General features: G+C 45.7%; 30 protein-coding genes. 23 read left to right on the top strand and 7 right to left on the bottom strand.

Going from position 1 to position 24774, the window contains the following annotated elements:
* The first annotated feature begins 510 nt into the window (after nt 1-510).
* From ettA to ACXAH1_RS18700, 4 genes are all read left to right on the top strand, one after another.
* Nucleotides 511-2175, top strand: coding sequence for an energy-dependent translational throttle protein EttA (gene ettA, locus ACXAH1_RS18715; RefSeq protein WP_138550321.1), 1665 nt, complete (start codon nt 511-513; stop codon nt 2173-2175).
* A 135-nt stretch (nt 2176-2310) separates the two neighbouring features.
* Nucleotides 2311-2673 carry a PilZ domain-containing protein gene (locus ACXAH1_RS18710; protein ID WP_138550322.1) on the top strand — a complete coding sequence of 121 codons (363 nt, stop codon included), beginning with the start codon at nt 2311-2313 and terminating at the stop codon, nt 2671-2673.
* A 310-nt stretch (nt 2674-2983) separates the two neighbouring features.
* On the top strand, nt 2984-3955 hold the full coding sequence (locus ACXAH1_RS18705; RefSeq protein WP_475198713.1) for an EamA family transporter: 972 nt from the start codon (nt 2984-2986) through the stop codon (nt 3953-3955).
* A 29-nt stretch (nt 3956-3984) separates the two neighbouring features.
* Nucleotides 3985-5073 (top strand): alkene reductase, encoded by a 1089-nt coding sequence (locus tag ACXAH1_RS18700; RefSeq protein ID WP_475198712.1) that lies wholly within the window; start codon nt 3985-3987, stop codon nt 5071-5073.
* A 46-nt stretch (nt 5074-5119) separates the two neighbouring features.
* On the opposite strand, the gene ACXAH1_RS18695 is transcribed toward ACXAH1_RS18700, so the two are convergent.
* Nucleotides 5120-5317 (bottom strand): hypothetical protein, encoded by a 198-nt coding sequence (locus ACXAH1_RS18695; RefSeq protein WP_475198710.1) that lies wholly within the window; start codon nt 5315-5317, stop codon nt 5120-5122.
* A 132-nt stretch (nt 5318-5449) separates the two neighbouring features.
* Between ACXAH1_RS18695 and ACXAH1_RS18690 the strand changes: the two genes are divergently transcribed.
* From ACXAH1_RS18690 to ACXAH1_RS18670, 5 genes are all read left to right on the top strand, one after another.
* Complete coding sequence (locus ACXAH1_RS18690; protein ID WP_171045273.1) at nt 5450-5611, top strand: hypothetical protein; 162 nt, start codon at nt 5450-5452, stop codon at nt 5609-5611.
* Nucleotides 5612-5989: 378 nt separating this feature from the next.
* Nucleotides 5990-6691 (top strand): spondin domain-containing protein, encoded by a 702-nt coding sequence (locus tag ACXAH1_RS18685; RefSeq protein WP_475198709.1) that lies wholly within the window; start codon nt 5990-5992, stop codon nt 6689-6691.
* A 10-nt stretch (nt 6692-6701) separates the two neighbouring features.
* Nucleotides 6702-7478, top strand: coding sequence for a spondin domain-containing protein (locus ACXAH1_RS18680; RefSeq protein ID WP_475198706.1), 777 nt, complete (start codon nt 6702-6704; stop codon nt 7476-7478).
* 76 nt (nt 7479-7554) lie between these two features.
* Entirely contained in the window at nt 7555-8286 is a 732-nt protein-coding gene (locus ACXAH1_RS18675; protein WP_475198704.1) for a response regulator transcription factor, read from the top strand.
* Nucleotides 8283-9749, top strand: coding sequence for a sensor histidine kinase (locus tag ACXAH1_RS18670; RefSeq protein WP_475198701.1), 1467 nt, complete (start codon nt 8283-8285; stop codon nt 9747-9749). Before ACXAH1_RS18675 ends, ACXAH1_RS18670 begins: the two co-directional genes overlap by 4 nt.
* A 118-nt stretch (nt 9750-9867) precedes the next feature.
* Here the strand turns inward: ACXAH1_RS18670 and ACXAH1_RS18665 are convergent, their stop codons facing one another.
* Complete coding sequence (locus tag ACXAH1_RS18665; protein ID WP_475198698.1) at nt 9868-10275, bottom strand: hypothetical protein; 408 nt, start codon at nt 10273-10275, stop codon at nt 9868-9870.
* A gap of 87 nt (nt 10276-10362) precedes the next feature.
* Here ACXAH1_RS18665 and ACXAH1_RS18660 point away from each other — a divergent pair, with 87 nt between their 5' ends.
* The 8 genes from ACXAH1_RS18660 to ACXAH1_RS18625 all read left to right on the top strand — a co-directional run bounded on the left by ACXAH1_RS18660 (nt 10363) and on the right by ACXAH1_RS18625 (nt 16207).
* Nucleotides 10363-10815, top strand: coding sequence for a MarR family winged helix-turn-helix transcriptional regulator (locus tag ACXAH1_RS18660; protein WP_475198696.1), 453 nt, complete (start codon nt 10363-10365; stop codon nt 10813-10815).
* Nucleotides 10816-11132: 317 nt separating this feature from the next.
* Nucleotides 11133-12194 carry a hypothetical protein gene (locus tag ACXAH1_RS18655; protein WP_475198695.1) on the top strand — a complete coding sequence of 354 codons (1062 nt, stop codon included), beginning with the start codon at nt 11133-11135 and terminating at the stop codon, nt 12192-12194.
* A 99-nt stretch (nt 12195-12293) separates the two neighbouring features.
* Complete coding sequence (locus ACXAH1_RS18650) at nt 12294-12647, top strand: hypothetical protein (protein ID WP_475198693.1); 354 nt, start codon at nt 12294-12296, stop codon at nt 12645-12647.
* A gap of 435 nt (nt 12648-13082) precedes the next feature.
* Nucleotides 13083-13739 (top strand): pentapeptide repeat-containing protein, encoded by a 657-nt coding sequence (locus tag ACXAH1_RS18645; protein ID WP_475198692.1) that lies wholly within the window; start codon nt 13083-13085, stop codon nt 13737-13739.
* 518 nt (nt 13740-14257) lie between these two features.
* Nucleotides 14258-14512 (top strand): helix-turn-helix transcriptional regulator, encoded by a 255-nt coding sequence (locus tag ACXAH1_RS18640; RefSeq protein WP_253048612.1) that lies wholly within the window; start codon nt 14258-14260, stop codon nt 14510-14512.
* On the top strand, nt 14496-14657 hold the full coding sequence (locus ACXAH1_RS18635; protein ID WP_366041403.1) for a class I lanthipeptide: 162 nt from the start codon (nt 14496-14498) through the stop codon (nt 14655-14657). Before ACXAH1_RS18640 ends, ACXAH1_RS18635 begins: the two co-directional genes overlap by 17 nt.
* A 9-nt stretch (nt 14658-14666) precedes the next feature.
* Complete coding sequence (locus ACXAH1_RS18630) at nt 14667-15302, top strand: hypothetical protein (RefSeq protein ID WP_475198689.1); 636 nt, start codon at nt 14667-14669, stop codon at nt 15300-15302.
* 494 nt (nt 15303-15796) lie between these two features.
* On the top strand, nt 15797-16207 hold the full coding sequence (locus ACXAH1_RS18625; RefSeq protein ID WP_475198688.1) for an LIC_13387 family protein: 411 nt from the start codon (nt 15797-15799) through the stop codon (nt 16205-16207).
* A gap of 68 nt (nt 16208-16275) precedes the next feature.
* Here ACXAH1_RS18625 and ACXAH1_RS18620 read toward each other — a convergent pair whose 3' ends face one another.
* Together ACXAH1_RS18620 and ACXAH1_RS18615 are read right to left on the bottom strand one after the other, a co-directional pair.
* Nucleotides 16276-16824 carry a hypothetical protein gene (locus ACXAH1_RS18620; RefSeq protein WP_475198687.1) on the bottom strand — a complete coding sequence of 183 codons (549 nt, stop codon included), beginning with the start codon at nt 16822-16824 and terminating at the stop codon, nt 16276-16278.
* The gene (locus tag ACXAH1_RS18615) at nt 16824-17327 is read right to left on the bottom strand and encodes an RNA polymerase sigma factor (protein ID WP_475198685.1); all 504 of its coding nucleotides are present in this window, start codon (nt 17325-17327) and stop codon (nt 16824-16826) included. Before ACXAH1_RS18615 ends, ACXAH1_RS18620 begins: the two co-directional genes overlap by 1 nt.
* 440 nt (nt 17328-17767) lie before the next feature.
* Here ACXAH1_RS18615 and ACXAH1_RS18610 point away from each other — a divergent pair, with 440 nt between their 5' ends.
* On the top strand, nt 17768-18022 hold the full coding sequence (locus tag ACXAH1_RS18610) for a hypothetical protein (RefSeq protein ID WP_475198683.1): 255 nt from the start codon (nt 17768-17770) through the stop codon (nt 18020-18022).
* 37 nt (nt 18023-18059) lie between these two features.
* Nucleotides 18060-18287, top strand: coding sequence for a hypothetical protein (locus tag ACXAH1_RS18605; RefSeq protein WP_475198681.1), 228 nt, complete (start codon nt 18060-18062; stop codon nt 18285-18287).
* A gap of 12 nt (nt 18288-18299) precedes the next feature.
* Here the strand turns inward: ACXAH1_RS18605 and ACXAH1_RS18600 are convergent, their stop codons facing one another.
* The 3 genes from ACXAH1_RS18600 to ACXAH1_RS18590 form a co-directional block, all read right to left on the bottom strand.
* The gene (locus ACXAH1_RS18600) at nt 18300-18917 is read right to left on the bottom strand and encodes a LysE family translocator (protein WP_475198679.1); all 618 of its coding nucleotides are present in this window, start codon (nt 18915-18917) and stop codon (nt 18300-18302) included.
* Nucleotides 18918-19070: 153 nt separating this feature from the next.
* Nucleotides 19071-19565, bottom strand: a complete 495-nt coding sequence (locus ACXAH1_RS18595) for a WbuC family cupin fold metalloprotein (protein WP_475198677.1) — start codon at nt 19563-19565, stop codon at nt 19071-19073.
* Between the two features lie 102 nt (nt 19566-19667).
* Nucleotides 19668-20489 (bottom strand): alpha/beta hydrolase, encoded by an 822-nt coding sequence (locus tag ACXAH1_RS18590; protein WP_475198675.1) that lies wholly within the window; start codon nt 20487-20489, stop codon nt 19668-19670.
* Between the two features lie 289 nt (nt 20490-20778).
* Here ACXAH1_RS18590 and ACXAH1_RS18585 point away from each other — a divergent pair, with 289 nt between their 5' ends.
* From ACXAH1_RS18585 to ACXAH1_RS18570, 4 genes are all read left to right on the top strand, one after another.
* Nucleotides 20779-21579, top strand: a complete 801-nt coding sequence (locus ACXAH1_RS18585; protein WP_253048393.1) for an ion transporter — start codon at nt 20779-20781, stop codon at nt 21577-21579.
* Between the two features lie 226 nt (nt 21580-21805).
* Nucleotides 21806-22711: a hypothetical protein gene (locus tag ACXAH1_RS18580; protein WP_475198674.1), complete on the top strand. Its 906-nt coding sequence runs from the start codon at nt 21806-21808 to the stop codon at nt 22709-22711.
* 398 nt (nt 22712-23109) lie between these two features.
* Nucleotides 23110-23418, top strand: coding sequence for a hypothetical protein (locus ACXAH1_RS18575; RefSeq protein WP_054015418.1), 309 nt, complete (start codon nt 23110-23112; stop codon nt 23416-23418).
* Nucleotides 23419-24092: 674 nt separating this feature from the next.
* Nucleotides 24093-24596 carry an RNA methyltransferase gene (locus ACXAH1_RS18570; protein WP_475198673.1) on the top strand — a complete coding sequence of 168 codons (504 nt, stop codon included), beginning with the start codon at nt 24093-24095 and terminating at the stop codon, nt 24594-24596.
* Nucleotides 24597-24774 lie beyond the last annotated feature (178 nt).

Here is a 24774-nt window from a genome sequence, read left to right as displayed (position 1 = left end):
TGTGAAGTCATTTGTTAAACAGAACGATCCCTGACAGACAGCCACCAGCATGCCGTGTCATCACAGACGTCTTTCGTCACTATCATTGTTTTTGGTTATTGGGTTGATGCGAGAGCGGACCAGGTGTTAGTGCGCTAAAAATGGGCGGTTTGCTGTCCCAATTCATTGAGTGGTACACCCACTGGACGTGATATGCACTGGTGCAAATATCGCATCACATGTTTACAACTCCATGTCGTACCTTTATCAAGCTTAGGCACATAATACCGATTTCCCCGATTCAAAACAGGTCAATAATGCCCTAACAATTAGAAAGTTAAACAATTCAAGCGAGTTGAACTCAAGATTGAGTAAAAAAGCTACCAGACGAAAACAAGCTGAAACACAAAGTAACAAAAGTAAATATAACAACAATGAATTGCTTCTTTAATGCAGTACACCAGACAAACATTGCCCCAATGCACGGCATTCACTAAAATAACCACATCTAAACAAAGAGAAGCAAAATTCATGGCTCAATATATCTATACAATGTCGCGGGTGAGCAAAGTAGTGCCACCCAAACGCACAATCCTAAAAGATATTTCTCTGTGCTTTTTTCCGGGTGCCAAAATCGGTGTGCTTGGTCTGAACGGTGCAGGTAAATCGACCCTGCTGCGCATTATGGCTGGGGTAGATACCGAGTTTGAAGGGGAAGCACGTCCACAGCCAGGTACAAAAATCGGTTACCTGCCACAGGAGCCGGTACTGGATGAAAGCAAAACGGTCCGTGAAACCATTGAAGAAGCAGTGGGTGAAGTAAAACGCGCACTGAGCCGTCTGGATGAGGTATACGCTGAGTATGCAATGGAAGACGCTGACTTTGATGCACTGGCCAAAGAACAAGGTGAGCTGGAAGCAATTATCCAGGCACATGATGGCCACAATCTGGACAACGCATTAGAGCGTGCAGCCGATGCACTGCGCCTGCCTGAGTGGGATGCCAAAATTGAGCATCTGTCTGGGGGTGAGCGTCGCCGGGTTGCGATTTGTCGTCTGTTACTTGAAAAGCCAGACATGCTGCTACTGGACGAACCGACCAACCACCTGGATGCAGAGTCGGTTGCCTGGTTAGAACGCTTCTTACACGATTACGAAGGTACCGTGGTTGCCATTACCCACGACCGTTACTTCCTTGATAACGTTGCAGGTTGGATCCTCGAGCTGGACCGTGGCCATGGTATTCCGTGGGAAGGTAACTACTCTTCATGGCTGGAGCAAAAAGATGCCCGTCTGAAGCAAGAAGAAAAGTCTGAAAAAGCACGCCAAAAGTCGATTGAGAAAGAACTTGAGTGGGTTCGCTCAAACCCCAAAGGTCGTCAGGCTAAATCTAAAGCCCGTATGGCACAGTTTAGCGAGCTACAGCAGTCGGATTACCAGAAGCGTAACGAAACCAACGAGCTGTTTATTCCACCAGGACCGCGTCTGGGCGATCAGGTCATTGAAGTGAACAACCTCACCAAGAGCTTTGGCGATCGCGTACTGATAGACAACTTAAGTTTTTCGGTGCCAAAAGGCGCAATCGTTGGGATCATTGGTGCCAACGGTGCAGGTAAGTCGACTCTGTTCAGAATGTTAAGCGGACAACACCAACCAGACAGTGGTGAAATTGTACTGGGTGAAACCGTGGAACTGGCCACCGTTGAGCAGTTCCGTGATGATATGGATGGCAATAACACCGTATTCCAGGAGGTGTCAGACGGTCAGGACATCCTGAAAATTGGTAACTTTGAAGTACCCAGCCGTGCCTACGTGGGCCGCTTTAACTTTAAGGGCAACGACCAGCAGAAGTTCGTAAAAGAGCTCTCTGGTGGTGAGCGCAACAGACTACACCTGGCTAAGCTACTCAAAGCCGGTGGTAACGTGATCCTGCTGGATGAGCCTACCAACGACCTCGACGTAGAAACGCTGCGTGCACTGGAAAACGCCATTTTGGAATTCCCGGGCTGCGTTATGTGTATTTCGCACGACCGTTGGTTCCTTGACCGTATTGCGACACATATTCTGGATTACCGCGACGAAGGTCAGGTGAACTTCTTCGACGGTAACTACACCGAATATGAAGAGTGGCTGAAAAAGACCTATGGTGCAGAAGCCGCGGAGCCTAAGCGCATCAAGTACAAGAAAATTGGTTAATCACCAGTAATACCAGATAAAAGCCCTGATTTTCAGGGCTTTTTTATATTTGATTTAAACCAGAAATTAGCCCGTGAAGTGGAGACTCGGCAAAAAACTGGCTAAGCTATAGATAAACAAGCTAAGAGAAGACTAATGAAAGAACGTAGACGATTTTCACGCGTACTGTTTTCTAACCCGGCCGTACTCATGACTGCCAGCGGAGACTATAAGTGCGAAGTGATCGACCTGTCACTGAATGGCGCCCTGCTGACTTTACCGGTGGGGTATGTGCCCCTCAAAGACGAACCAGCCAGCTTGCGCTTTGCCTTACCACAAAGTGACATACAGATTGCAATGGAAGTGCAGATCCGTCACATCGAAGAAGGCCACCTTGGCGTACATTGCAGCCAGATTGATCTCGACAGTGTGACCCATTTGAAGCGACTGATTGAGCTGAATCTGGGTGATGATGATGTATTACACCGAGATTTAGAACAGCTTATCCTGCACGACTAAGGCTTCACTGCCTGTACATCAGCCCTGTCACTGAGCTGGACAGGGCTCAGCATTTTGCCATTCCCCACAGCGCCGTTTCCTCAATGTTCCGTACCTTTATATAGTCGCACACAGCCCCTCTGTGGTCCTTGGCTGGCACGATCGATCAGCAACCCTTCATAGCTTAAATAATTGATAGTTTTAAAATTACTGGACTGAACTTATATTACACAAGTAACTTCATACAAAGATACTTGACAAGAAGATACGTTGCTAATAATCTTTATATAAAGATTGTTTGTAGCAAGATAGTTTCCAGACGGAGAAAGCGATGAACAGACTCATTGAATTGATCAGATCAGCGATACCACGGCAGCACAGGTGTGAAGGACACACCATAGGGTGGTTGCTCGTGGCAATGATTGCCCCTGCAATTTGGGGGAGTACGTACGTCGTCACCACAGAGATGTTGCCTGCTGATAAACCTTTAATGGCGGCGGTATTCAGGGCACTACCCGCGGGCCTGCTACTGCTGTTATTTACCCGTGCCTTACCTCAGGGGCGCTGGTGGCTGCGCACACTCACCCTTGGAATATTAAACATTGGCGGATTTTTTTATTGCCTGTTTGTAGCGGCTTACCTGCTCCCGGGAGGGGTGGCAGCACTGGTGATGTCGAGTCAACCTATCCTGGTTATGATATTGGGTGTGCTGTTTCTCAAAGAATCTCTTAAGCTCCATCAGTTTATTGCTTGCCTGACAGGCATGGCTGGCCTGTCAATTTTGGTTCTCGAACCCAGTATGGTGTTACCTACAAAGGGCTTATTGGCCGGGCTGGGTGGTGCAGCGTCGATGGCTACTGGCCTGGTGCTGACCAAAAAATGGGGGAAACCTGAGGGTGTGTCTATTGCTGCATTCACAGGCTGGCAACTGACTGTTGGGGGACTCTTTTTACTGCCGTTTGGACTCATTCAGGAAGGCTTACCTGCCGCACTCACCATTAATAACCTGCTGGGATATGGGTATCTGAGCCTGGTCGGCGCGCTGCTGGCTTATCTGGTATGGTTCAAAGCCATTGAACAATTGCCCGTGGTCAGCGTGTCTTTTGTGTCGTTTGCCAGCCCGCTGAGTGCGGCATTACTCGGGTATTTCATTCTTGATGAAACCCTGACACCCAGCCAATTGCTCGGCGCCGGCGCCATTGTAGTGGCCATCGTTATCTCTCAGCGACACACTTTTACACACTCGAAGGCTGAGTGCTCACACGCCAAAGTTCACAGTCAACTAAGTACCAAACCATCTTAATACTTTTCGGAAAATTTAAGGAAAATACTATGCACACTTTATTTGAACCTGTTCAGTACGGCAGCATCGCTACGTCTAACCGATTTGTAATGGCACCAATGAGCCGTAACCGGGCCACAGAACACGGCCATGCAACGGCGCTGATGGCAACCTATTACGGTCAGCGCGCGAGTGCCGGATTGATCATCTCTGAAGGCATACAACCCAGCCAGGTTGGCCAGGGTTATATGAATTCGCCTGGACTGCACACACTGCCGCAGGCAAAAAGCTGGCAACAAGTAACCGATTCGGTACACGCACAAGGCGGCAAAATTGTTGCACAGCTCATGCACTGTGGTCGCATAGGTCACCCCAGCCTGTATCCCAGTGCACACCAGTCTGTCGCCCCCAGTGCCATTACAGCGCAAGGTAAGACGTATACGCCGGATGGTATGAAAGACTTTGCCCCACCCCGGGCGCTCACAATGGATGAAATCCAAAGTACAATTTCAGACTACGTACAAGCGGCCAGATACGCCATTGAGGGCGGCTTTGATGGGGTTGAAATCCACGCTGGCAACGGGTTTCTGCCGCACCAGTTTCTGGCCAGCAATACCAATCAGCGACAAGACTGCTATGGTGGCAGCATTGAAAATCGAACACGTTTTACGCTGGAAATAGTCGCGGCAGTATCAGACGCCATTGGCGCCGGTCGCGTCGGCTTGCGTATTTCGCCTCACAATACCTTCAACGATATCGCCGAAACGGACAGCGAACAGTTATACAACCTGCTGATTCAAGCACTGCCCACCGAGCTGGCTTATCTACACATTATGGAAGCTGCATGCCGTGCAACCAGTGATGCAATACGTCGATTATGGAAAGGGGCATTGATCCTGAACCCACATAACCACTGGGAAGACGGGCCTGTCACGCCAGCAATTGCTGACAAAGTACTGCAACAAGATCTGTGCGATGGGGTGAGTCTGGGCGCTTTATTTGTCGCAAATCCGGATCTCGTAAAAAGAGCCAGGTTGAATGCGCCTTTAAATGACATGGATGACAGCACCCTGTACGGCGGTGGTGCCAGGGGTTACACGGATTACCCGACACTGACCGAAGTCGCACAGGCGGTATAAACCAGCAAAGAAGGGGTGAGTAGCCACCCCTTCTTATATAAACCTGTTAGTTACACCCTTCCCAGGTCTGGCAACGACGTTGTGTCAGACAATCTGCGTCCCACGTCATGCAATAGTACTTTTGCTCTGTCCAGCAAGCGTAGTAAGAACCCGCGCCACCAGCGACATTCGGTGTTTGACCTTCCAGCGTTTTGCCGGAGAAGGTTAAACGTTTGAGCTGTTTTTTATTTAGATTAAGTTTCATCACAGTTTCCTTGTTGTTGTTTTAGGTAATACCAACCACAGCCTATCACAGATTAATTAAATAAATATTTTACTTTGTTTTCACACTTGTCCTATGTTAGTTTGATTACCGTAACAAACAAAGGAGATAACTATGTTACTAAAACTAAAAAAGAAACCAATGAAAGCCCTATCTAACGACAAAGCGGGCGTACCTGCAAACATGACACCACAAGTTGCTGGTGGTGTAGAGCAAACTTACTACTGCTGGTCAGATCATCGCTGCCCAGGCACACAAACTTCTTGGTTGTGCTAATCACCCAGTGAAGTTTAAGCCCGCTGAACGAATTACCTATCAGGCGGGCTTATCAGACAGGTTGATTTTAAACATTTTTTATCCAGCACCTATTCAAACACTCCCCTCTGTCCACAAACTTTATTCTACTTAATGTAAGAATATGCACCCAGCAGGCTTGAGTGCATCTGCCTGACATAGTTTCTTATACATACCACTAATTTACCGTTTTTACTTATCCACCGACCAAGGCTCAAATTTCACTAGAAAATCAGCCGAAAAACCAGGCCAGACAGAAAAGTCACAACATTGTGATGGTTTTGTGATAATTCCGGGAGCGATTCTCCATAATTTGCCTGCATGCTTGTCAGGGTCAAATCCAAACAACAAGAGTAAATTATGAAAACACGCATCATCCCCCTCATCACAGGTATTTTACTGGCATCTGGCACAGCCAGCGCAGCTTCTCTGGACGTTAAGATCACTAACCTGACACAAGGGATTTACTTTACTCCCTTACTGGTGAGTGCCCATACCAGCAACGCCATGTTATTCCAAGCTGGAGAGCAAGCGTCTGAAGCACTTCAGGCGATGGCCGAAGGTGGTTCACTAACCGGTCTGAGCGAGATACTGACAGGTGTCAATGCCAACACCATGGAAAACCCGGCTGGAGGTCTGCTCGGACCGGTTGCTTCAACAATGACCAGTCTGGAAACCGATGCCGGAAACGACCGCCTGTCTATCGTCGCCATGATGCTGCCTACTAACGACGGTTTCGTTGGTCTCAATAGCTGGCCCATTCCAACCACACCTGGCACATATCATATCTACCTGAATGCCTATGATGCCGGAACAGAGGCAAACAATGAGTTGGTGGTGGATGGCTCTGGCGCACCTAACACCCCAGGGATCCCCGCATCTCCGGGCGCTGCTCCAGGTACTCAGGGCAGCGGTGTGACGGAAACTGAAAGTAACACGCTTGTTCATATTCATCGCGGCAATATAGGTGACGACGACACAACAGGCGGTAAAAGCGATTTGCACAATACGGTTCACCGCTGGTTAAACCCAGTTGCTAAAGTGACTGTAACAGTTAAGTAAGGGGTCCATTATGAAACTATTCAGACTTACCCTGCCCGCAGCCTGCTTAGTATTGGCGGCGTGTGGCAGTGACAATGACGACCCTATGCCGACTACGATGCCGGATGAAGATATGCAAATGGTCGATGACCCTGCCCCCGTTGACCCAGTAGATCCGGTTGACCCAGTTGACCCGGTTGACCCAACTCCGACGACCGTCGAGTTAATGATCACGGCAACAAACCTGACCTATGCACAGCCCTTGTCTCCCATCGCAGTTGCACTGCACCAGGAAGGACAATTCTGGCAAGTGGGCGAGCCAGCCAGCAATGCACTGGAAGTGCTGGCAGAGGGAGGCGATAACAGCGACCTGCTTGCACTCGGTGTTGTGCAAAGTAAAGCGAGCGCAACTGCCCCCTTACCACCAGGACAAAAAACCCAGCTGACTCTGACCCATGACTCGCTTGACGGACAAAAGTTATCTCTGATCTCCATGATGGTGAATACAAATGATGGCTTTACCGGTCTTAATGCTTTGGATGTGTCTGCAATGACAGTGGGTCAAGCCATGACGTTCACGACACATGCCTACGACGCGGGCACAGAGGCCAACACAGAAGCTCAGGGCACCATACCCGGCCCGGCGGATGGTGGCACTGGATTTAGTGCCGACAGAGAAGCGTTAAACAAGGTGGCTATGCACCCTGGTGTGGTTGGAATGGATGATGGGCTGACAACATCTGTATTGACGAGCAGTCATAAATTCGACAACCCGCTGATGACGGTTACCATTACAAGAACCAAGTAGTCTCCGAACCGCTCCGTGACCGTTGCGGTTGCGGAGCACGAACAACCGGTGTCAGCCACCGGTGCGGAGACCTGCTATGCAGCAAAAAGTGCTTATCGTTGAAGACGATGCCGACATTGCCGATCTATTGCGCGTTCACCTGAACGAGTTGGATCTCGACGTAGAACATCTTGCCAGTGGAGATCGGGTTATGCCACATCTGAGCAATCATCATTATGCCATCGTCATACTCGACATCATGCTGCCCGAAGTCGATGGCCTGACTTTGTGCAGGGAGATCAAAACACGCTATCCCAAAGTCAGTGTTATCATGATGACGTCGAAAAGCAGTGAAATGGACCGCATTATTGGCCTTGAAATGGGGGCCGACGACTATATCTGCAAGCCCTTTAGCTACAGGGAATTTCAGGCCAGAGTTAAGGCTCAGCTCAGACACATTAAGCTGCTGTGCGAACCACAGCAACAAACGGCAACAACCCCCAGCCCCAGCCCGGTGGTGATTGGCCAACTACATATCGACCCGCATTTTCATGAACTGACTTTGCAGCAAACCCCCGTAGACCTTACCGCCACAGAGTTTGATTTAGTGTTGTTTTTTGCCCGCCACCCCAACCAGGTGTTTTCCCGGGCTCAGCTTTTGGAATCGGTGTGGGGCTATGATCATCTGGGCTATGAACACACTGTCAATTCCCATATTAACCGCATTCGCAACAAGTTTGAGCAAATTACCGATCATACGATCATAGAAACCGTGTGGGGTGTGGGCTACAAACTTAATGCCAAACCGCTACAGCAGGAAATGCAATGACTCTCTCTCTTTATCACCGCCTCGCACTGATAATCACGGCCGTTTTTATGCTTATCGTGTCGGTGTTTGTCTGGTGGACCCAGAATCTGTCATCGGTTTCACGTGCACAGGCAGAGCAACAACTGCATATTGGGCTAGCTGAGCATCTGGCACAAGATAACCCGTTACTCCAGCAAGGAGTCTACGACTATAAGGCGCTGGAGAACCTGTTTCATACCCTGATGGTGTTGGGCCCGGCATTTGAATTCTATTTTGTTGACCCCAGCGGCAAGCTGCTCACCTACTCTGCCAAACCAGGTGAGGTAAAACGCGAATCGATTAATTTAAGTCCGCTGGTACAGCTGATCAATGCCCCCGCCAGACTCCCGGTGTATGGCGATGATCCACGCGCATTAACAGGGCAAAAGATCTTTTCTGTTGCACCTGTGTATAACGAACAAAAGCTGCAGGGATATCTGTACGTTATTATAGGTTCGTCGATTTATGACTCGATTGTGGCGCAGCTCAACAGCTCTGATCAGCTGGTAAAGCAAGCCGTATGGCTGGGTGTCTTTTTGCTGCTTTTATTTATTACCCTGCTGTTGCTGTTCCGTTTTATGACCAAACCTTTGAAGCGTTTGAATCAATATATTCGCACCGTTGAGGCGCATAAATTTGATATCAAACAAGCCCCCCTGCTTGAGTGGCAGCAACAGGATAACGAAATCCATCAGCTGGGCAACGGTATCAACACCATGCTGCACACCATCAATAAGCAGATGTCCCAGCTAACAGCGGTAGATGAGCAACGCCGTCAGCTGCTGGCGCATCTGTCACATGACTTGCGCACGCCATTAGCCTCTTTACAGGGCTATCTCGAACTGGTTGAGCGAGGATCTGCAGCAACCGGCGACATGCAGCGTTACATGGAGATAGCCCTGAAAAACTGTGCGCAACTGAAAAACCTCATCGACCAGATCTTCGAGCTGGCACATCTGGAATCCGGACATACTCAGGTGCATTTTGAGGTCTTTAATATGGGTGAACTCATATACGATGTGCTCGCCAAGTTTGCCCTCAAAGCCCAGCAGGCTGAGATCACCCTGCGCGTCACCCCCACAGAATGTGACTATGTAGTGTACTCAGACATCGCCAAACTAGAACGCGTACTGAGTAACTTAATAGAGAATGCACTGCGTCACACCCCGGCTGGTGGCATTATCTCTATCGCCATAAATCCCAAGGATGGCGGTTACGATATTGCAGTTCAGGACACAGGAGTTGGGATCAGTCCCAAAGAGCTACCCTATATTTTTGAAGCGCGCTATCAGGCCAGTAACAGTAAAGGCTGCAAAAAAACCCATGCAGGCCTTGGCCTGGCCATAACCGCCAGACTATTAAAACTGCTCAAGTCAGAAATCAAGGTAAACAGCCAACTTGGTCAGGGCAGCGAATTTGTATTTCAGATAAGAGGCGCCGAGTGATAATTCACTTGGCCTTTCGATAATCTCTGCACTCGGCTCTTTAGCCAGGGGCCCTGTGAACAGGGCGGACAAATTTAAAAGTGCCAAGCCGCAACTTATCTGCGCAGGGCTGGGTGTCTTATAAAGTCTGCCTCTCTTTCATCATGCGCGCTGACCTTCTATGAAAGAATTGCAGTATTGCAAATGCAGCCACTAACCCAGCAACCAACACTGTGGCAATGATACCCTCTTTTGTTGTGATCCAGACCTTTGCAAATACAAGCGACATGGAAGCAATCACCCATAAAACATCGCCGGCAGAAAAGTAGTAAATCAGGTTATTTGACGGTGGTCGGAGGGTGGATGCCCATAACAGATGGAGACCATTGAAAATAAGCAGTATACCTAAACCGAGCACAACCCATGATGGCGGTGGCGCAGTTCCGCCCAAAAAGGTGGCAGCCAATTCCGGACTAATGACAAACACAAGGCCAAACATTAAACAGCTGGTAGCATTTGCTCGCATTACTTTAGTGAGGGTTAACATTGCAACGACTCGCATGTATACTTGGTTGACATAGGTTATGTGTAGAATTCATTTATGTCAACTCAGTTTACAAAAAATGAGGTTCCTATGGTGGAATCTCAATCTTTACAACTCATTCAGCATGCAGCGCAACTCAATGATGCGATGACACAGCATATTTCTCAGCGACTCATTGCTAAAGGACATACTTCACTCACCCCTTCTTTATTGTCTTTTTTGAGTACGCTTGAATGTGGCGTGAACTTTGGCTCAGAGATAGCCAGGAAACTGAGGGTTACAAGACAGATGGTAGCTAAAACAGTCAAAGAGCTATGCCGGCTAGGATACTTGGAACAAGTTCAGGGTACAGGACGACAAAAAGAAATCCTGTTTACTGAGCGAGGGGAGCAGCTGATGTCAGACGCAAGAGCCTTACTATCTGAATTAGATAATGTGCTTTTAGCCTCTACGGATGGTGACAAAATTAGCCGATTAATCAATGAACTGAGCTGCATTTACCAGCTAGTAGAACAGCAAACCCACACCTCAGAAAAACAGTAACAAGGCAGGCTCTGCCCGCTTGTTTTATCGAGCAACCCAGGGCTTCGCTAACTTAGGAGCGTATCCAAATCAGGTTTTCCAAGTCACACAACACCGGACCTTGACAGTACCCTCTTAGTTGTTTAATCACGTTATTGCGCCCCAGTTTGTCCAAACCCCACACAACCCATAACAAAATCCAAACATCTAGTTTACTTCCAGTTTGCTCCGTGTGACCATAAGGGGGTGTAATACAGCCCGTTTTGTCGGTTTATATTCCGACCTTTTGGGGTGAATAAATTGTTTGGATTTCAATGAATCTATTAGGGATGTGAGCTATGAATGAAGAAACACTAATTGGTATCGATGAAAGATTGAGAATTTTGGAGCATGAGAACGCAGAACGAAAACCGGTTTCGGAGTTAATAAAACTGCTCATGTACTTCCTCATTGGAATATCAGTTGTACTTGGATTGTTTGGTCTAAAACAATTTTCTGATATTGGGACGATTATTCAGGAAGAAGTCGCACGCCAGTACCCTAAGGGACAACAAAAATATTTGGACTACAAGACTCTTATAGATGACACGCTAGAACTATATAAAAACTTCGAAAAAATAAGTGGAAAATATAGTGTAGCACTAAGTAACTTTTCCAATTTAGACAAGGTGACAGCTGATTTCGATATTGAAGGAAAAATCGGTCAAGTTATCTCAGACAGCACAGATAGATATCGCGCTGATCAAGAGAGTGGAAAATGGGAAAAAATATATGAAGAACCATGGCGTAGTAACGCAATTTCTCTTCTTGAGTTACTGTCGTCCTTGCAAGAAAAAAAGAATTTCGATTCAGATTTTATCTTTAATGCAGCTCAATCCGCAGATCAGTTACAGCTTGATGAGCTTGCTTATAGATTGATGAAAGCTGCTAATAAGAAAAGGCCAAATTCTGCAGCAATTAAGGCGGGAATGCTGTCTGGAGCAATAGATATTGGCAGTGAAGAAGAAATTGATCAAGCGTATGGACAGTTAATGGATATGGTCAGAAATTTAACGCTAGATAGCCCAAACATAGTTCTTTCAGAAGCTTGGAACGCTACAGAGGACGAGCGACAATATCCAGCTTTAATTGAAGCAATAGATGACTTAATTAAAAAAGGAGAGTTCATACCATCTTATGCCTATGCCATACAAGCGGAAGCCATTCTGCGGGAGTCAAAACAGGGATCGCTGGATCGTGCTCGTGCAGTTCTTGAGTTAGCAAAAAACAAGATGTCAGAGGAAACAGCGCACTCAGTGTGGGCCGAAAGTTCGATGCGACAAATAATAAAAGTAAGAAAGGCAATAAATAAAACAGTTACTGTACATGCGCTACTCGACAATAACCTAACAAACCTGTAAACACGGAAGAAATAAAAATCGCGTCACAATCCACCAGAAAAGGAACTTTTATTCCACCAATTAAGCGAGGCGCTAGGTATTACAGCATGGGAAGGTTAAGTGGGAGTTACACTGGCACTAACGAAGGTGGGTGATGAGATGGACGCTCCAGCGATGTCAAACCGAGTAGGCCTGCTTGCATGTCTTCTGAACGGCTACGCTAAAGGGCATACTTCACTCACCCCGTCTTTACTGTCTTTTTTGAGTACGCTTGAATGTGGCGTGAACTTTGGCTCAGAGATAGCCAGGAAACTGGGGGTTACAAGACAGATGGTAGCTAAAACAGTCAAAGAGCTATGCCCGCTAGGATACTTGGAACAAGTTCAGGGTACAGGACGACAAAAAGAAATCCTGTTTACTGAGCGAGGGGAGCAGCTGATGTCAGACGCAAGAGCCTTACTATCTGAATTATAAAATGTGCTTTTAGCCTCTACGGATGGTGACAAAATTAGCCAATTAATCAATGAACTGAGCCGCATTTACCAGCTAGTAGAACAGCAAACCCACACCTCAGAAAAACAGTAACAAGGCAGGCTCTGCCCGCTTGTTTTATCGAGCAACCCAGGGCTTCGCTAACTTAGGAGCGTATCCAAATCAGGTTTTCCAAGTCACACAACACCGGACCTTGACAGTACCCTCTTAGTTGTTTAATCACGTTATTGCGACCCAGTTTGTCCAAGTTTCGCACAGCCCCGCCTTTTAAGTTGCAACATATTGTGTACTATGCGTTTATTCCATGGAACTATAGGGTAATGTAATACAGCGCGTTTTGTCGGTTCATGTTCGACATTTGGGGGGCGGATAAATTGTTAGCCGTCAAAAATAGGTCTGAAGCATCGGAGAAATTATATGCCAAGAAACAAAAAGTCTTTGCGTTATAGCTATAATTGCAAAGATGCGAGTGGTGCCAAATTTTTCAATAAAAATTTTAATAAAACTGAAAGCTGTAAGACTAATTTTACAGGAGCTCTATTTCGAAATACCTCTTTAATTGGGGCTAAATTCAAGTTTTGTAACTTGAACGAAGTAACCTTTGAAAATTGCTTAGTGCAAGGCGCACTTTTCAGAAAATGTCAGATGGATAACGTTAAATTTGTAAATTGTATTATCACAGCAACAAATTTTGATTGCACATCTTTAAAGCATACTTTCTTTGAATCCTCTGTTATTCTTGGCAACCCAAAAATCAAAAGCCTACCTCAAGACAGGTTTCGTGGCTGTGATATTATAGATAATTACTACCCAGACACGGAATTTAGCGCTTCAATTTTAGAACAATTTGAATCTCTTAGAAATAACCCTTTCATCAATCGTTCGTCAGTTTTGCATCGCAAAAAAGGAAAACTAAATACAGTAGCAATCAAAATATTGCTTAAAGAATTTAGTGAAGATGAACTGCTTAATAAACTACCAAAACTAGAGAAAGAAATATCTACAGATTTCTATACTCTTAGTTACATTTCTTTGATGTTGAAACGAATAAGATGTGATGCTAATGTTGCATAACCCGGCCCACTACAGCATAGAAAATACTGAAATAAACTGACAGAAATTTGTCTACGGACCGATGCGAGTTGAATGTTGATGTCGTTAAAATGTTTGTGGAGGTGATGCCTATGGTATTGGATTTTATGACAGTTGCAGCCTTTGTTTTACTTTGTGTCTATAAGCTTTTACTAAAACTCCTTTCTATGTCTGCTAGTGTGGTTACAACTTACGAAAAAGCGACTAACTAACAACAAAAATAGACACTCACTTCTATGTCACTCCAGTTGAACCTGCACGAGCAAAGCACACAAGTTTTGGTGTGGATGTCTGGTCTGCGAGTGCGTGCTATGGCCTGCGTGTTAGGTACTTTTGAACTCTCCCGCCTTGCTGGCCCAATGTTGCAAATGAGTTATTAAATGGTTAGTATCTTTCAATCTCAATTAAAGGTACTGGACAAGTACTCGTTTGAACAGGAATAAGGAACCGTGACTGTGAGGGACAGGCCGCACATGATAACCGGGGACGACTTGAAGAACATGCGTCTTCTGGCAGGAAAAACACAACAACAAATGGCTGACTTAGTGGGTATTTCTAGGGACACATATATCAACTATGAGAAAGAAGTCAGTAAAATCCCACTTGAGTACTTTATTGTCTGGAGCAAGGCATGTAAGATTGATTTTACGTCTATTTTTAGACAGTTAACCGATTGCAAATTTAGTGTAGAAGCAAAGGGTATTTTAAGAGCGAGACAGCGCACTAAGGGAATTGATAATGAAGAAAAATCCTAACCTTACTCTCAGAAAACGTAGCCTAAAAAAATTAACTGATGAGCAATCTAAGTCTATTGCTGGTGGTACCGGAACAGCTAAGCCAGGTGGACCGCACTATGCAAAGATAAGCCCTCCGCCTTTAACTACACAATGCAGTCTTTAAGGTAAAGAAATGAACGCATTTAACTTGCTCGTTGTCATTGTAGCAGCTGTCGCATTCACCGCTATACAGTATTTGGGTGCAAGCACCTATGTCTTGTCTATGCTTTGCTTAACGGCAGGCGTAATGATTATTAAGAAAGATAACGTCAATGTGACGCATGTTTGTGGGATAGTTTTTGCAACCGCTCTACTGGAATATGCGCTCGTTTTTATCGCCCCAATGAAAGGGGGTATACCTATGGTATACTGGGGCACTTTTATCTTTGGTACACAAATTTTGATCTGCTACATAGCAATCAGAGTGTTAGTTTTAAGAATCTACCTTTCCAGAAAGTGGCTTACTAAATTCAATGTTAACAAAGTACATGAAGTGCACTTGACTCATGCTGAAGGTATTATCGCGGGCGTCTACCGTGTTATCACCATCGTAATGTGGCTTGCACTGGCCGAAAATATACTCCGGAATTTGGCACAGCTTGGGATAGACAAAGAAATAGCCGATATGTTTTATAACTGGACCTTCATTTACTACAACTATGAACTATTTATCTATCCATTGAGAGCCATAATCTGCGGCCTTGTGCTTTCCTTGTTAATAGTTTCAAGTATAGACACTGAACGTTTAGAAAAGAATCAAACGTCTTAATACCTCAAGCAAGTATTGCAAAGATCCTTATAACTTATTGTCACAAGTCTCCACATGCTAGCCAAGCCAGACGATCGGGCTTGGTTAGCTCATAAATATTGTTTCAGTTTTATCTGAGGTGCTTAAGGACACTCGCTCCGTAAGCGTGCGGCTAACTACGCCTAAAAGCTAACATGCCAAGGCAGTAAACTGTCGATGTCGCGCTGTGGCTTAGCTAGTTTGTTTAAGCAATGCATCACGTTTTTTTGCAAAACACCCACCCTAAATTGGTGCTGATGGGGATTTCAATCACCCAAGTGCACAACTATTAATTTAGGGACAATTTTTTCTGAACACATCGTGTACTATGGCAGAGTCACACATGGTGTTGTTATATTATTAGCTTTTAGCGCAGTAAATTAAAACAATGCCGTGCATGTCTATTACATGACTTTAAATCTAATTTCTGGGAATGCCTCAGAGTGAGGCGCGATGCGACAGGGAAACAACACATTATGGAAAAAACATTATTCATTGCAGGTGCTTCCATTTTTGGCCTTCTGGGGTTGATCCACCTGGTTTATACCTTCTTCTCTAAAAAGTTCGACCCCTACAACCTGGCTGTGAAAGAAGCCATGCTTAATACCTCTCCCAGAATCACAAAACAAACCAATATGTGGCAAGCCTGGGTCGGGTTTAACGCGAGCCATAGCCTTGGTGCGTTGTTATTTGCAGCCTTTTACATTCCTCTATGCATCAACCACTTTGATGTTGTCGCGGGCACTATCTGGTTTTCAGTTCTGCCATCGGTTGTAGGTGTTAGTTACCTCCTGTTGGCAAAAAATTATTGGTTTAAAGTACCCTTCACGGGTATTTTAATCTCCTCGGCTTGCTTTGTAGTCGCGGCATGGCTAGTCAACACGTAACCACACCAAGCTTGTAAGTGAGTTTAGAACAGAGAACATGCAATTTAATTGAGAAAAACACTGAGTAATTACTCACTCAGTGTTTTCAATACCTGCCGTGCCCGGCGTTTTTTGGCCTTAAAAACAGGTAACAGGACAGCCACTGCCAGCAAGCCTAACAGGCTATTAGGCAAAAATATCGAGCTCATCGCGTACTGAACCAGGATCAAAAGCACAAGTACCAGCGCAAATAGCAAAGTGGCTTTTATGCTTAGATCCCAGCGCCAGAGCTCCTGTCTGAGCAGCTGCTGATGCGCTTCCAGCGACTGTGAGAGCTGCTGATTTTTTAATATGCGTAAACTGATCATGCGACTTCTATTCACCAGTAAGTACATGCTCGCGCCCCAAACGCAGCCAAAACCAAGCCAAAATTGAGTGACTAAAGGTGCACTCTCCTGTAGTGCCTGTACAAACCAAGCGCTCACTAACAACATGATAAGTGTTTCAAGAGCGATACCAAAAAAGAGTCGAAGCTGCTGTTTTTTATGACGCTGAATGCACTTTTCCAATGCTGGTGGTGGGGATGCAGGCGTCGACTGCCAAAGCTGCGCCAAATCCGAAAAATCATGATTATCCATTAGTTTTTCTCCATTAATTGCTCTGTGAGTTGCGCTTTGGCACGATGCAGCCGGATCCCGACGTTAGCTTCGCTGATCCCCAGCACATCACTGATCTCAGCCGTATCAATTCCTTCCAGTTTTAGCATCATCACCTGCCTGTGACTCAAAGGCAGCTGCTGAATAGCCCTTTCCAGGCGCTGCTGTTGTTGCTGTTGTTGCATGTTTACTTCTGGTGAATCAGCGCAGTGAGCCTGCTCCTCAGCCCATTCATCTTCCTTTTGTCTGCTGTACTTGCGAATATGATCAACCGCTACATTGTGGATCACCCGATACACATAAGTGTTTAACTTACATTGCCCATCAAAGTTACCCAGCGCCCGCCAAAGCGCAAAGGCCATATCCTGAGACAACTCCTCACACAACGCCGAGCGCTGCTCATAACCCTTCGCCGCACGCCTGATCTGCGGCCAAAACGTCTCAACAATGTGCGACCTGTCCTGATCCTTGATGTGCTCAGTCACTGATACTGCTCCACTCACTATAAACTTGCCTATACTAGTCGATATGATCTGACATTTATTACAACCAGCCGGTTTTTAAAAACAGTACCCTGGCAAACATCAACCCCAATCACTTTACTGAACAGGGCCAGATTGCGAACAGATGTTCCCAGCACACAGTCAGATACAAGGCAAAAAACAGCATTTTAAGACTTTTCATAACGATTCCTTATATTGATTATGCTCTGTTAGTCGGCGCAGGTTTACCTTTATTACAGACAATTCGAACTATTTTCATTCTCAGCCATTGGAAAACGAGAAGAAAAATTAAAACCGCTTAAAAATCATAGTAATAAAACAAAAGATGCAGAATAGATAAAATTATTTGTAAAAACGACCCGCGTGCTGCGACTAACCCCAACGAAACACAAATTCACTCACATAATATTAAGGAGATACTTATGCTGACCATATTAAAAGCAAATAAAAAACGTGCCTTAATCACCATTTGGACAAGCGTTGCTCTGGGCTGGATAGTGATGCTTTCGGTCCTGTTTATCAGTGATACCCAAGCAGTCAGGCTCGCAGTGGTGACAAGCGTTGCGTTGGCGACAGAGGCGGCTATCTGGCTGAGTGCCTTATTAATGGGTCTGGCTCTGGCACAGGGCAGAAAGGCCATAGTGAGGAATGTGCTACGACTTATTAAAAAACACTAATCAGTCATCACAGATGACCTATCAACAGGAAAAAACAATGCAAATACCAGAAAGAATAAATAAAAGCCAAACCCAGCTGCTTGCGATTGTGTGGTTAGTTGCCGTACTTTGCCTGATCAATATGGCGCTGATCCTCGCATTTACCCCATTTATGATTTTTAAATTCAGTGCAACATTGTTGGCTGTTGGGGCCACTGAGTTGGCCATAGGCATAACCAAACGCTCAGTCACATCAAAGCGCCTTGACGCCTTTTTGGGTATCTGAATTTCAGATGAGTTAAGTTTGCCTGCTAAACAACAAGTTCACCCCAGATACCGCCAGAAATGCCGCGCATGCCCGGTTGAAACGTTTCACCATGTGCGGCTTAGAAAACCATTGCCTCAGATATAAGCCAAACAGGGCATAGATAGAAATGGCGCATAACTCAAGTACCAGGAAAACACAGCCTAAAGAGAACAGCTGCTCTCGTACATTTCCTTTATTATCAACAAATTGAGGTAAAAATGCGGTAAAAATCAAAATCGCTTTTGGGTTACCCGCCGCCAGCAGGAACTCTTGTCTTGCCAGTCCAAAACGACTCTTTTCCCGACTCACTTCAGCCAACGGACTGACTTCTGATCGCCAAAGTGCAATGGCAAGCCAGAGCAAATAAGCGGCACCCGCCACTTTAATGGTAAAGAACAGGGTTTCAGAAGCATACAAAACCACGGCCAGACCAGACGCCACCAGAGCTATCATGATTGTAAAAGCGACTATCCGTCCACTACCTGCAATAACCGCTGTTCTGAACCCGTAACAGCGCGCATTATTCATACTCAATAAATTGTTAGGGCCTGGTGCCATATTCAGGGCAAAACAGGCAGGAATAAAGAAAAGTAACTGCCACAACGTCATGCTATCTCCTTGAGTTATCTCCCTGATTGGGTGTATCGATGGGGAAATCCCACCTCTACCTTTATGCCTCTGATATTTGCTATTTGAACCGTCAGAGTACCAAATACAGAAACTAATTTGTATTGCCAGATATAGTTATACCAGCCCAATTTACTACTGAGCCATCCGGTATGATTGGCCTACAGAAGCTTCATCCACCCAATCCAAAAAGTGCTCGACCTGTTCACTATCTTCGGTAGGTGCCCATTGGGCAAAATCACTTTCTACCGACGGCGTATAAGGGCCCTCTTTGACTTCAAGAATGATGGCGTGGTCAGTTAACGGATATACCATATGCCATGTATTAGGCTGGAGCTCAATCCCACTGAGGGCATCTCCCGGGCTCAGTACAAGCTTCTCCAATATTGCGCCCTGTTCATTGAACACTATCAACATCACACTTCCCGTGAGCGCAAGCATTAGCTCCCACTTGTTACTTTTAGGATGGTGGTGTGGGCGGACATAAGTGCCCTTTTTCAGAGCAATTGCCAACCGTTGCACGGGTTCATCCAGAGCCTGGTGTAAATTATAATGACTGCGTTTTCTGGGGCTTTCATCAGCCTGGCGCATTAATTGTTCACAAAACGCATTATCTAATCTTATACTCATATCTATTTCTTTTTAAATCAATACACTAAATTAAAACGTGGTACATTCAAGTTCTCACTTGATACATCGAATTGACAACAACTTTGACCTCGCAGGTAGTTATTATCGATATAAAGTAGTGAGTACGTCATCAACCGAATGTGCAACCACTGGAATATGCTCTTGTTCATACTCAAGGTAAATGAGATCCAGTTGTGAAAAGTTCGCACGTTCAAGCCAGTAGTCGAATTTACGCACATAGACGACATTGCCTACCCTGCCATTAGCGCCAACCAAAATGGTGCGACTCTTTAATGCCTGACCTAACGCCCGCCTGTCATCAACCAGCTGTGAGGTCAACTCGGTATGTGCCCAGAAACTACCATCAAATGACACATGGCGCTGAAAAAATGGCTGCTGTGGATCATCCATCAGCAAAACCAGACCCACGAATAGCCCTGTATAAGAGTGGCCCATAATAGTCCGATCCGATTGGTTGACTGGATATTGGGTTTCAATATGTGGCGCGAGTTCTTTACTAATAAAAGCAAAGTAATCTTCTGCCAGAGGCCACTGTGAGTAGCGTTCTCGATGCTGATAGCCTTCATCGACGTAATTTTCTACACCGACCAGGATCACTTCCATCTCGTTTTTATCCAGGCTATCGGCAATTGTTTCAAAACGCCATTCAGCGTCTAACGAGTAAATCACAGGATACGTTTTGTTCGCGGTACGATTTTGCGGCAGGTAAATTTTTAATGGATACGACACCCCTGTATAGGTCGAGGAAATCGCTTCAAGTTGCAGTCGCTCGCCGGGTACAAAAGGTTGAGCAGGCGACTCCAACTGTGTCGCCCCAGCGTCCGAGCCGCCACCACAGGCAACCAAAGTCATTGCCAAACTACAGAAGAAAATGGGCGTAACTATTTTAAGTAGTGAGTTCATGGAATAAACCATCCTGTTTAAATTACCCGTAGCGGTACAAGTGGCTTATAATAACTGAGTTACCGATGGATTGTTATGTCTTGCAAGTTGAAGAAACAGATAGCTAGGTATTCATACCACACCAGTCAACAAGTGAATACATTGATTTCAAGCTGAGTTTCAAGTGGGGAAAAATCGTCTCTAAACCGATTTAGTTTGATTTTTATGTGTTCTCCACAACCAGAAACCTTGAAAAAATCGCTTTTTCCCGACATCATAATTTACTTTTAAAATTACCTAAAAAAGAGCCATGACAACCTCTACTCCCTTTATGTCGAAACTGACGGCACTCGTTGAAGCCCAATGGTTTCAAAACTTTCTGATTGCAGTCATTTTATTTAATGCCATGACTTTAGGTCTGGAGACCACTCAGTTTGGTAAAGACAACGCCACCATCCTGCATAAAATCGATTTTGTCATTCTGATGATTTTTACCATAGAACTTGTGCTTAAGCTGGTGGTATATCGCCTTAAATTTTTCAAGTCGGGCTGGAACTGGTTTGACCTGATTATTGTGGCCGTTTCCTGGGTTCCCTCAAGTGGTCCGCTCTCGGTATTGCGTGCTTTCCGTATTTTACGGGTTTTGCGGTTGTTTTCTATTGTTCCACAAATGCGTCGGGTTATTGGTGCACTGGGCCACTCACTACCGGGTATGGCGTCGGTCATCGGCGTTCTGGGGATCGTATTTTACGTCTCTGCGGTACTAACGACTAAACTATTTGGCCAGCACCCGGATCCCAATATGCAAGAATGGTTTGGCAGCATCGGCGCATCCGCGTATACCCTGTTCCAGGTCATGACTTTAGAGAGCTGGTCTATGGGCATAGTGCGTCCGACGATGGAGCTGTTTCCGCAATCCTGGTTGTTCTTCGTGCCCTTTATCATTATTACCAGCTTTGCAGTACTGAACCTCTTTATCGGTATCATAGTTGACGCTATGCAAGTGATGCATGAAGAAGAAGGTAAACCAGATCAAGTTCTGGCTACTCGCGAAGACATTGAGCGAGTCGAAGCCAAGTTAGATGCGCTGTTGAAACAGCAAAAAGACTAGTCATATAGCCAGTTTGCCGCTTTGGTGACATCCCCCTTAGCGGCAAACCATTGCCACTTTTCACGCTCATCTAACTCTATCCGCTCCCCTAAGATTCTTATTACTGCGCGACAGCGGCTTTATAGCCCCCCTTTAATTTATGGTATGCAACTTGCGTTACTTGATACGGATAATACAAGTGCTGGAACACTTGTCGTTAACTCAAACTTTATCAAAGGAGCTGAACATGCAAGTTACATCCAACCCGTATCAGGTGAACAACGCATATCAGAAACCCACTAAAGCGACACAAAGCACCGACTATGTTCAAAAGCAAACAGGGCAGCACTCAGAGCAGGTAAATACACCACAAAATGGCTTTGATGTACGCGGTAAAGTCAATCTGGTCTACTTGCTCAAGCCGCAAGACATTACCGAGTTTTCGGGAGAGCGTAATTTTCTGGCCGATTTACATACCGCCTCTAAAACTCCGCAAGAGCTGGAGCAACAATATATCCAAAAAGGACTGCAACGAGATGTGGGTACCATTATCTTTGTGGAAGGCAAAGCGGTCGCGTCACAAAACTATGACGGCGCCATATACGGTCAGGGTCCTATGGCCGATATTTTCAAACAGGCCGGTCAAGATCCAGAAAAAATAAAACAACTCGTTGCCCAACACTTCCCCGATGCCCGCTTCGAATTTTACGCCGAGGGCAAAGGACCAACCAATGCCGAAGTGTTTGAGCTACGCTATGGCGAAACCTATGAAGACTTTGTGCGTGAGCAGGTGCAAAGCCATCGTGACCAGTATCTGACGGACCAAATTGCAGCCGAAGAACACTATCGCAGAAAGCTGATGTTTGAACAAACGCCACAGACCAGTGTGTTCAGCGTTGATGGCCAGGTTGTGGCAAGCAGAGATGAAAAAGGCTTTGTCGACGCAGGCCAACCCCTGCTAAACGTAGCGGATACAAGAGGTATAGAAAGAGAAGTACTTAAAGAGCTATTCAGGTACTCGCCTGAACGCTCACCTGAAGACTATCAAGCCCTGTTGCACGAAGTATTTGGTGAAGGGGTTGAACTTACAAGCTATAGTACAGCACAGGCCCCTACCAGAGCAGAAGTGTATAAACTGGCTGAAACAGGCTAAATACCTCCGAACACTTCCGGTTATTAATCACACCGATATCGGACATTTATCACACAATGATTCATATTAACTGTTATGCTTCCTCAGATAAACAGTCCAGATAATAGTCACCTCCCCTTCTGGTCCTTACTCATTCCCGGACAACAAACGTCCGGGAACCGGCAAAAAACCTTGACTCCGGTCAACGCAAACCAAATGTGGCAAAATAGACAAACCCCGCTGCTAGCTCGAAAAATACAGGCAGCATAGATGCCGATAAGTTCATTATGTTTTCATGACTCAAAAGTCAGACTGTAACCTTGTAGATCCGTCCTCAGCTTACTTCCACTTCCTATCTCTATAAGGTACCGGGTATAATTCGACGTAACTGTCTTATATTCATAATACTTGGAAACTCCATGAAAAAGCTCTCTAAAGTCCAGCAAAAACAGCAGGCGCTGGTGCTCAGCGTTGCCGATGCAATCGAAGAACAGGCGCGTGCGCAAATCCCCGGAATGGTGCAGTGCTGGTTTGATGTGGAATATCACTTGTTCCCGGGTTCACTGCTGCTGTGCTTTCAGTTTGAAGAGCAAGCCGCGCTGGATGCTGCCAAACCAGACTTATTAAAGTGGCAAAAACGCCTGAGCGCCGCAATGCTAAAAAAAGGAGTGATCCTAAAAGATATGCGTAAGCACTTAACCTTTACTTTAGACGGACCAGAAGACTGAATCAGAGAGTAATAAAAGACAAGCAAAACCAAAAAAGGCAAGTAAAACTTGCCTTTCAGAAATACAGTGTATTTAGCTTTATAACTAGCAAATAGTTGTTCTGCAGCAACCTGTCAGGCGTGTTGGATTATATGTTCTGCACTGTGGATCATCTGTTATGCAATCTCTTGTGCATACAGTACTGTTATAACCACCAGCCACTGCGGGGGTTGCCTGAGTTGGCAATTTTTTATTATCCGCACTCAGCATTTTGATGTTTTTTTTGCTTAAATTGAGCTTCATTTTTTTAATTTCCTTTTATAAAACCAGTTTCCAGAATACAGACAAAGTAATATACTTTCAATCCCCAAATGCACCAATCATCAAACTGGCTTAAACTCAGAGAATGGTGGTCTCTTGGAGTCTGTTAATGCAACTTCCAACCTTTTTTGAAAAGATGCAAGCGCCACTCAATAAAGCCAGACAAGAAGGCGTAATTGATAGGCTATCAGCCAAGTATGAGCTTAATCTGGATAACTTAAGTCACTGAAAATGCAATGGCGACATTAACCACCCACACTGGCTGGCACAAAATCATCCACATGATACAATCGTCTGCCAGATATTTTGGTAGCTACGCTGCCTGTGTTAAGCGTCCCCGGTAGCCTTGCTGCCGTATATTGAGAGTGAAAAGTATGAGTGAATCGTTTGCCGCGATTGGCCTGGTCAACCCTAAGTCGCCAACTAACGTGGGGGGCGTGTTAAGAGCTGCGGGTTGCTATAATGCACAAGCAGTTTATTTTAACGGTAATCGCTACGCAAAGGCCGCCAAGTACCATACTGACACCAAAAATATCGCCGATAATATTCCAATTCAACAGGTTGATGATCTAACTAGCTTAAAAGTACCAGGCCGCTCGCTTATCTGTATCGAGCTGGTGGAAGGCGCAACACCACTGCCGCAATTTACTCACCCCGATAATGCAATATACGTTTTTGGACCCGAAGATGGTAGCCTGCCACAAGAGATTGTGGATGCCGCTGATGCCGTGGTATATGTGCCAACGACCGGCTGCATGAATCTCGCCGCGACGGTTAATGTGCTGCTTTATGACCGTATGGCAAAACACGCAACTGAATTTGATGCAGGCCAGATCCTATCCAGTAGGGACACCAATAATCGCCTGGTAGTGGGATAAATTTACCGGCTGACAGATGTGATGTAAGCGGTCTGCATGGATTTTATCACTCTGACGAACTTGACACATGCGAGTACGCTTGGTATCGCAATTATGGGCAGAAAATATAGCAGGCGTTTTCTATTTTGCTGCGAGAGTGGTGAATGTGAGTACTAAAGCCGCTCAGGCTGCGGCTTTA

It is taken from the genome of Pseudoalteromonas sp. AWH4_217 (genome assembly GCF_056161105.1).
This window is presented reverse-complemented; position numbering and strand designations above follow the sequence as displayed.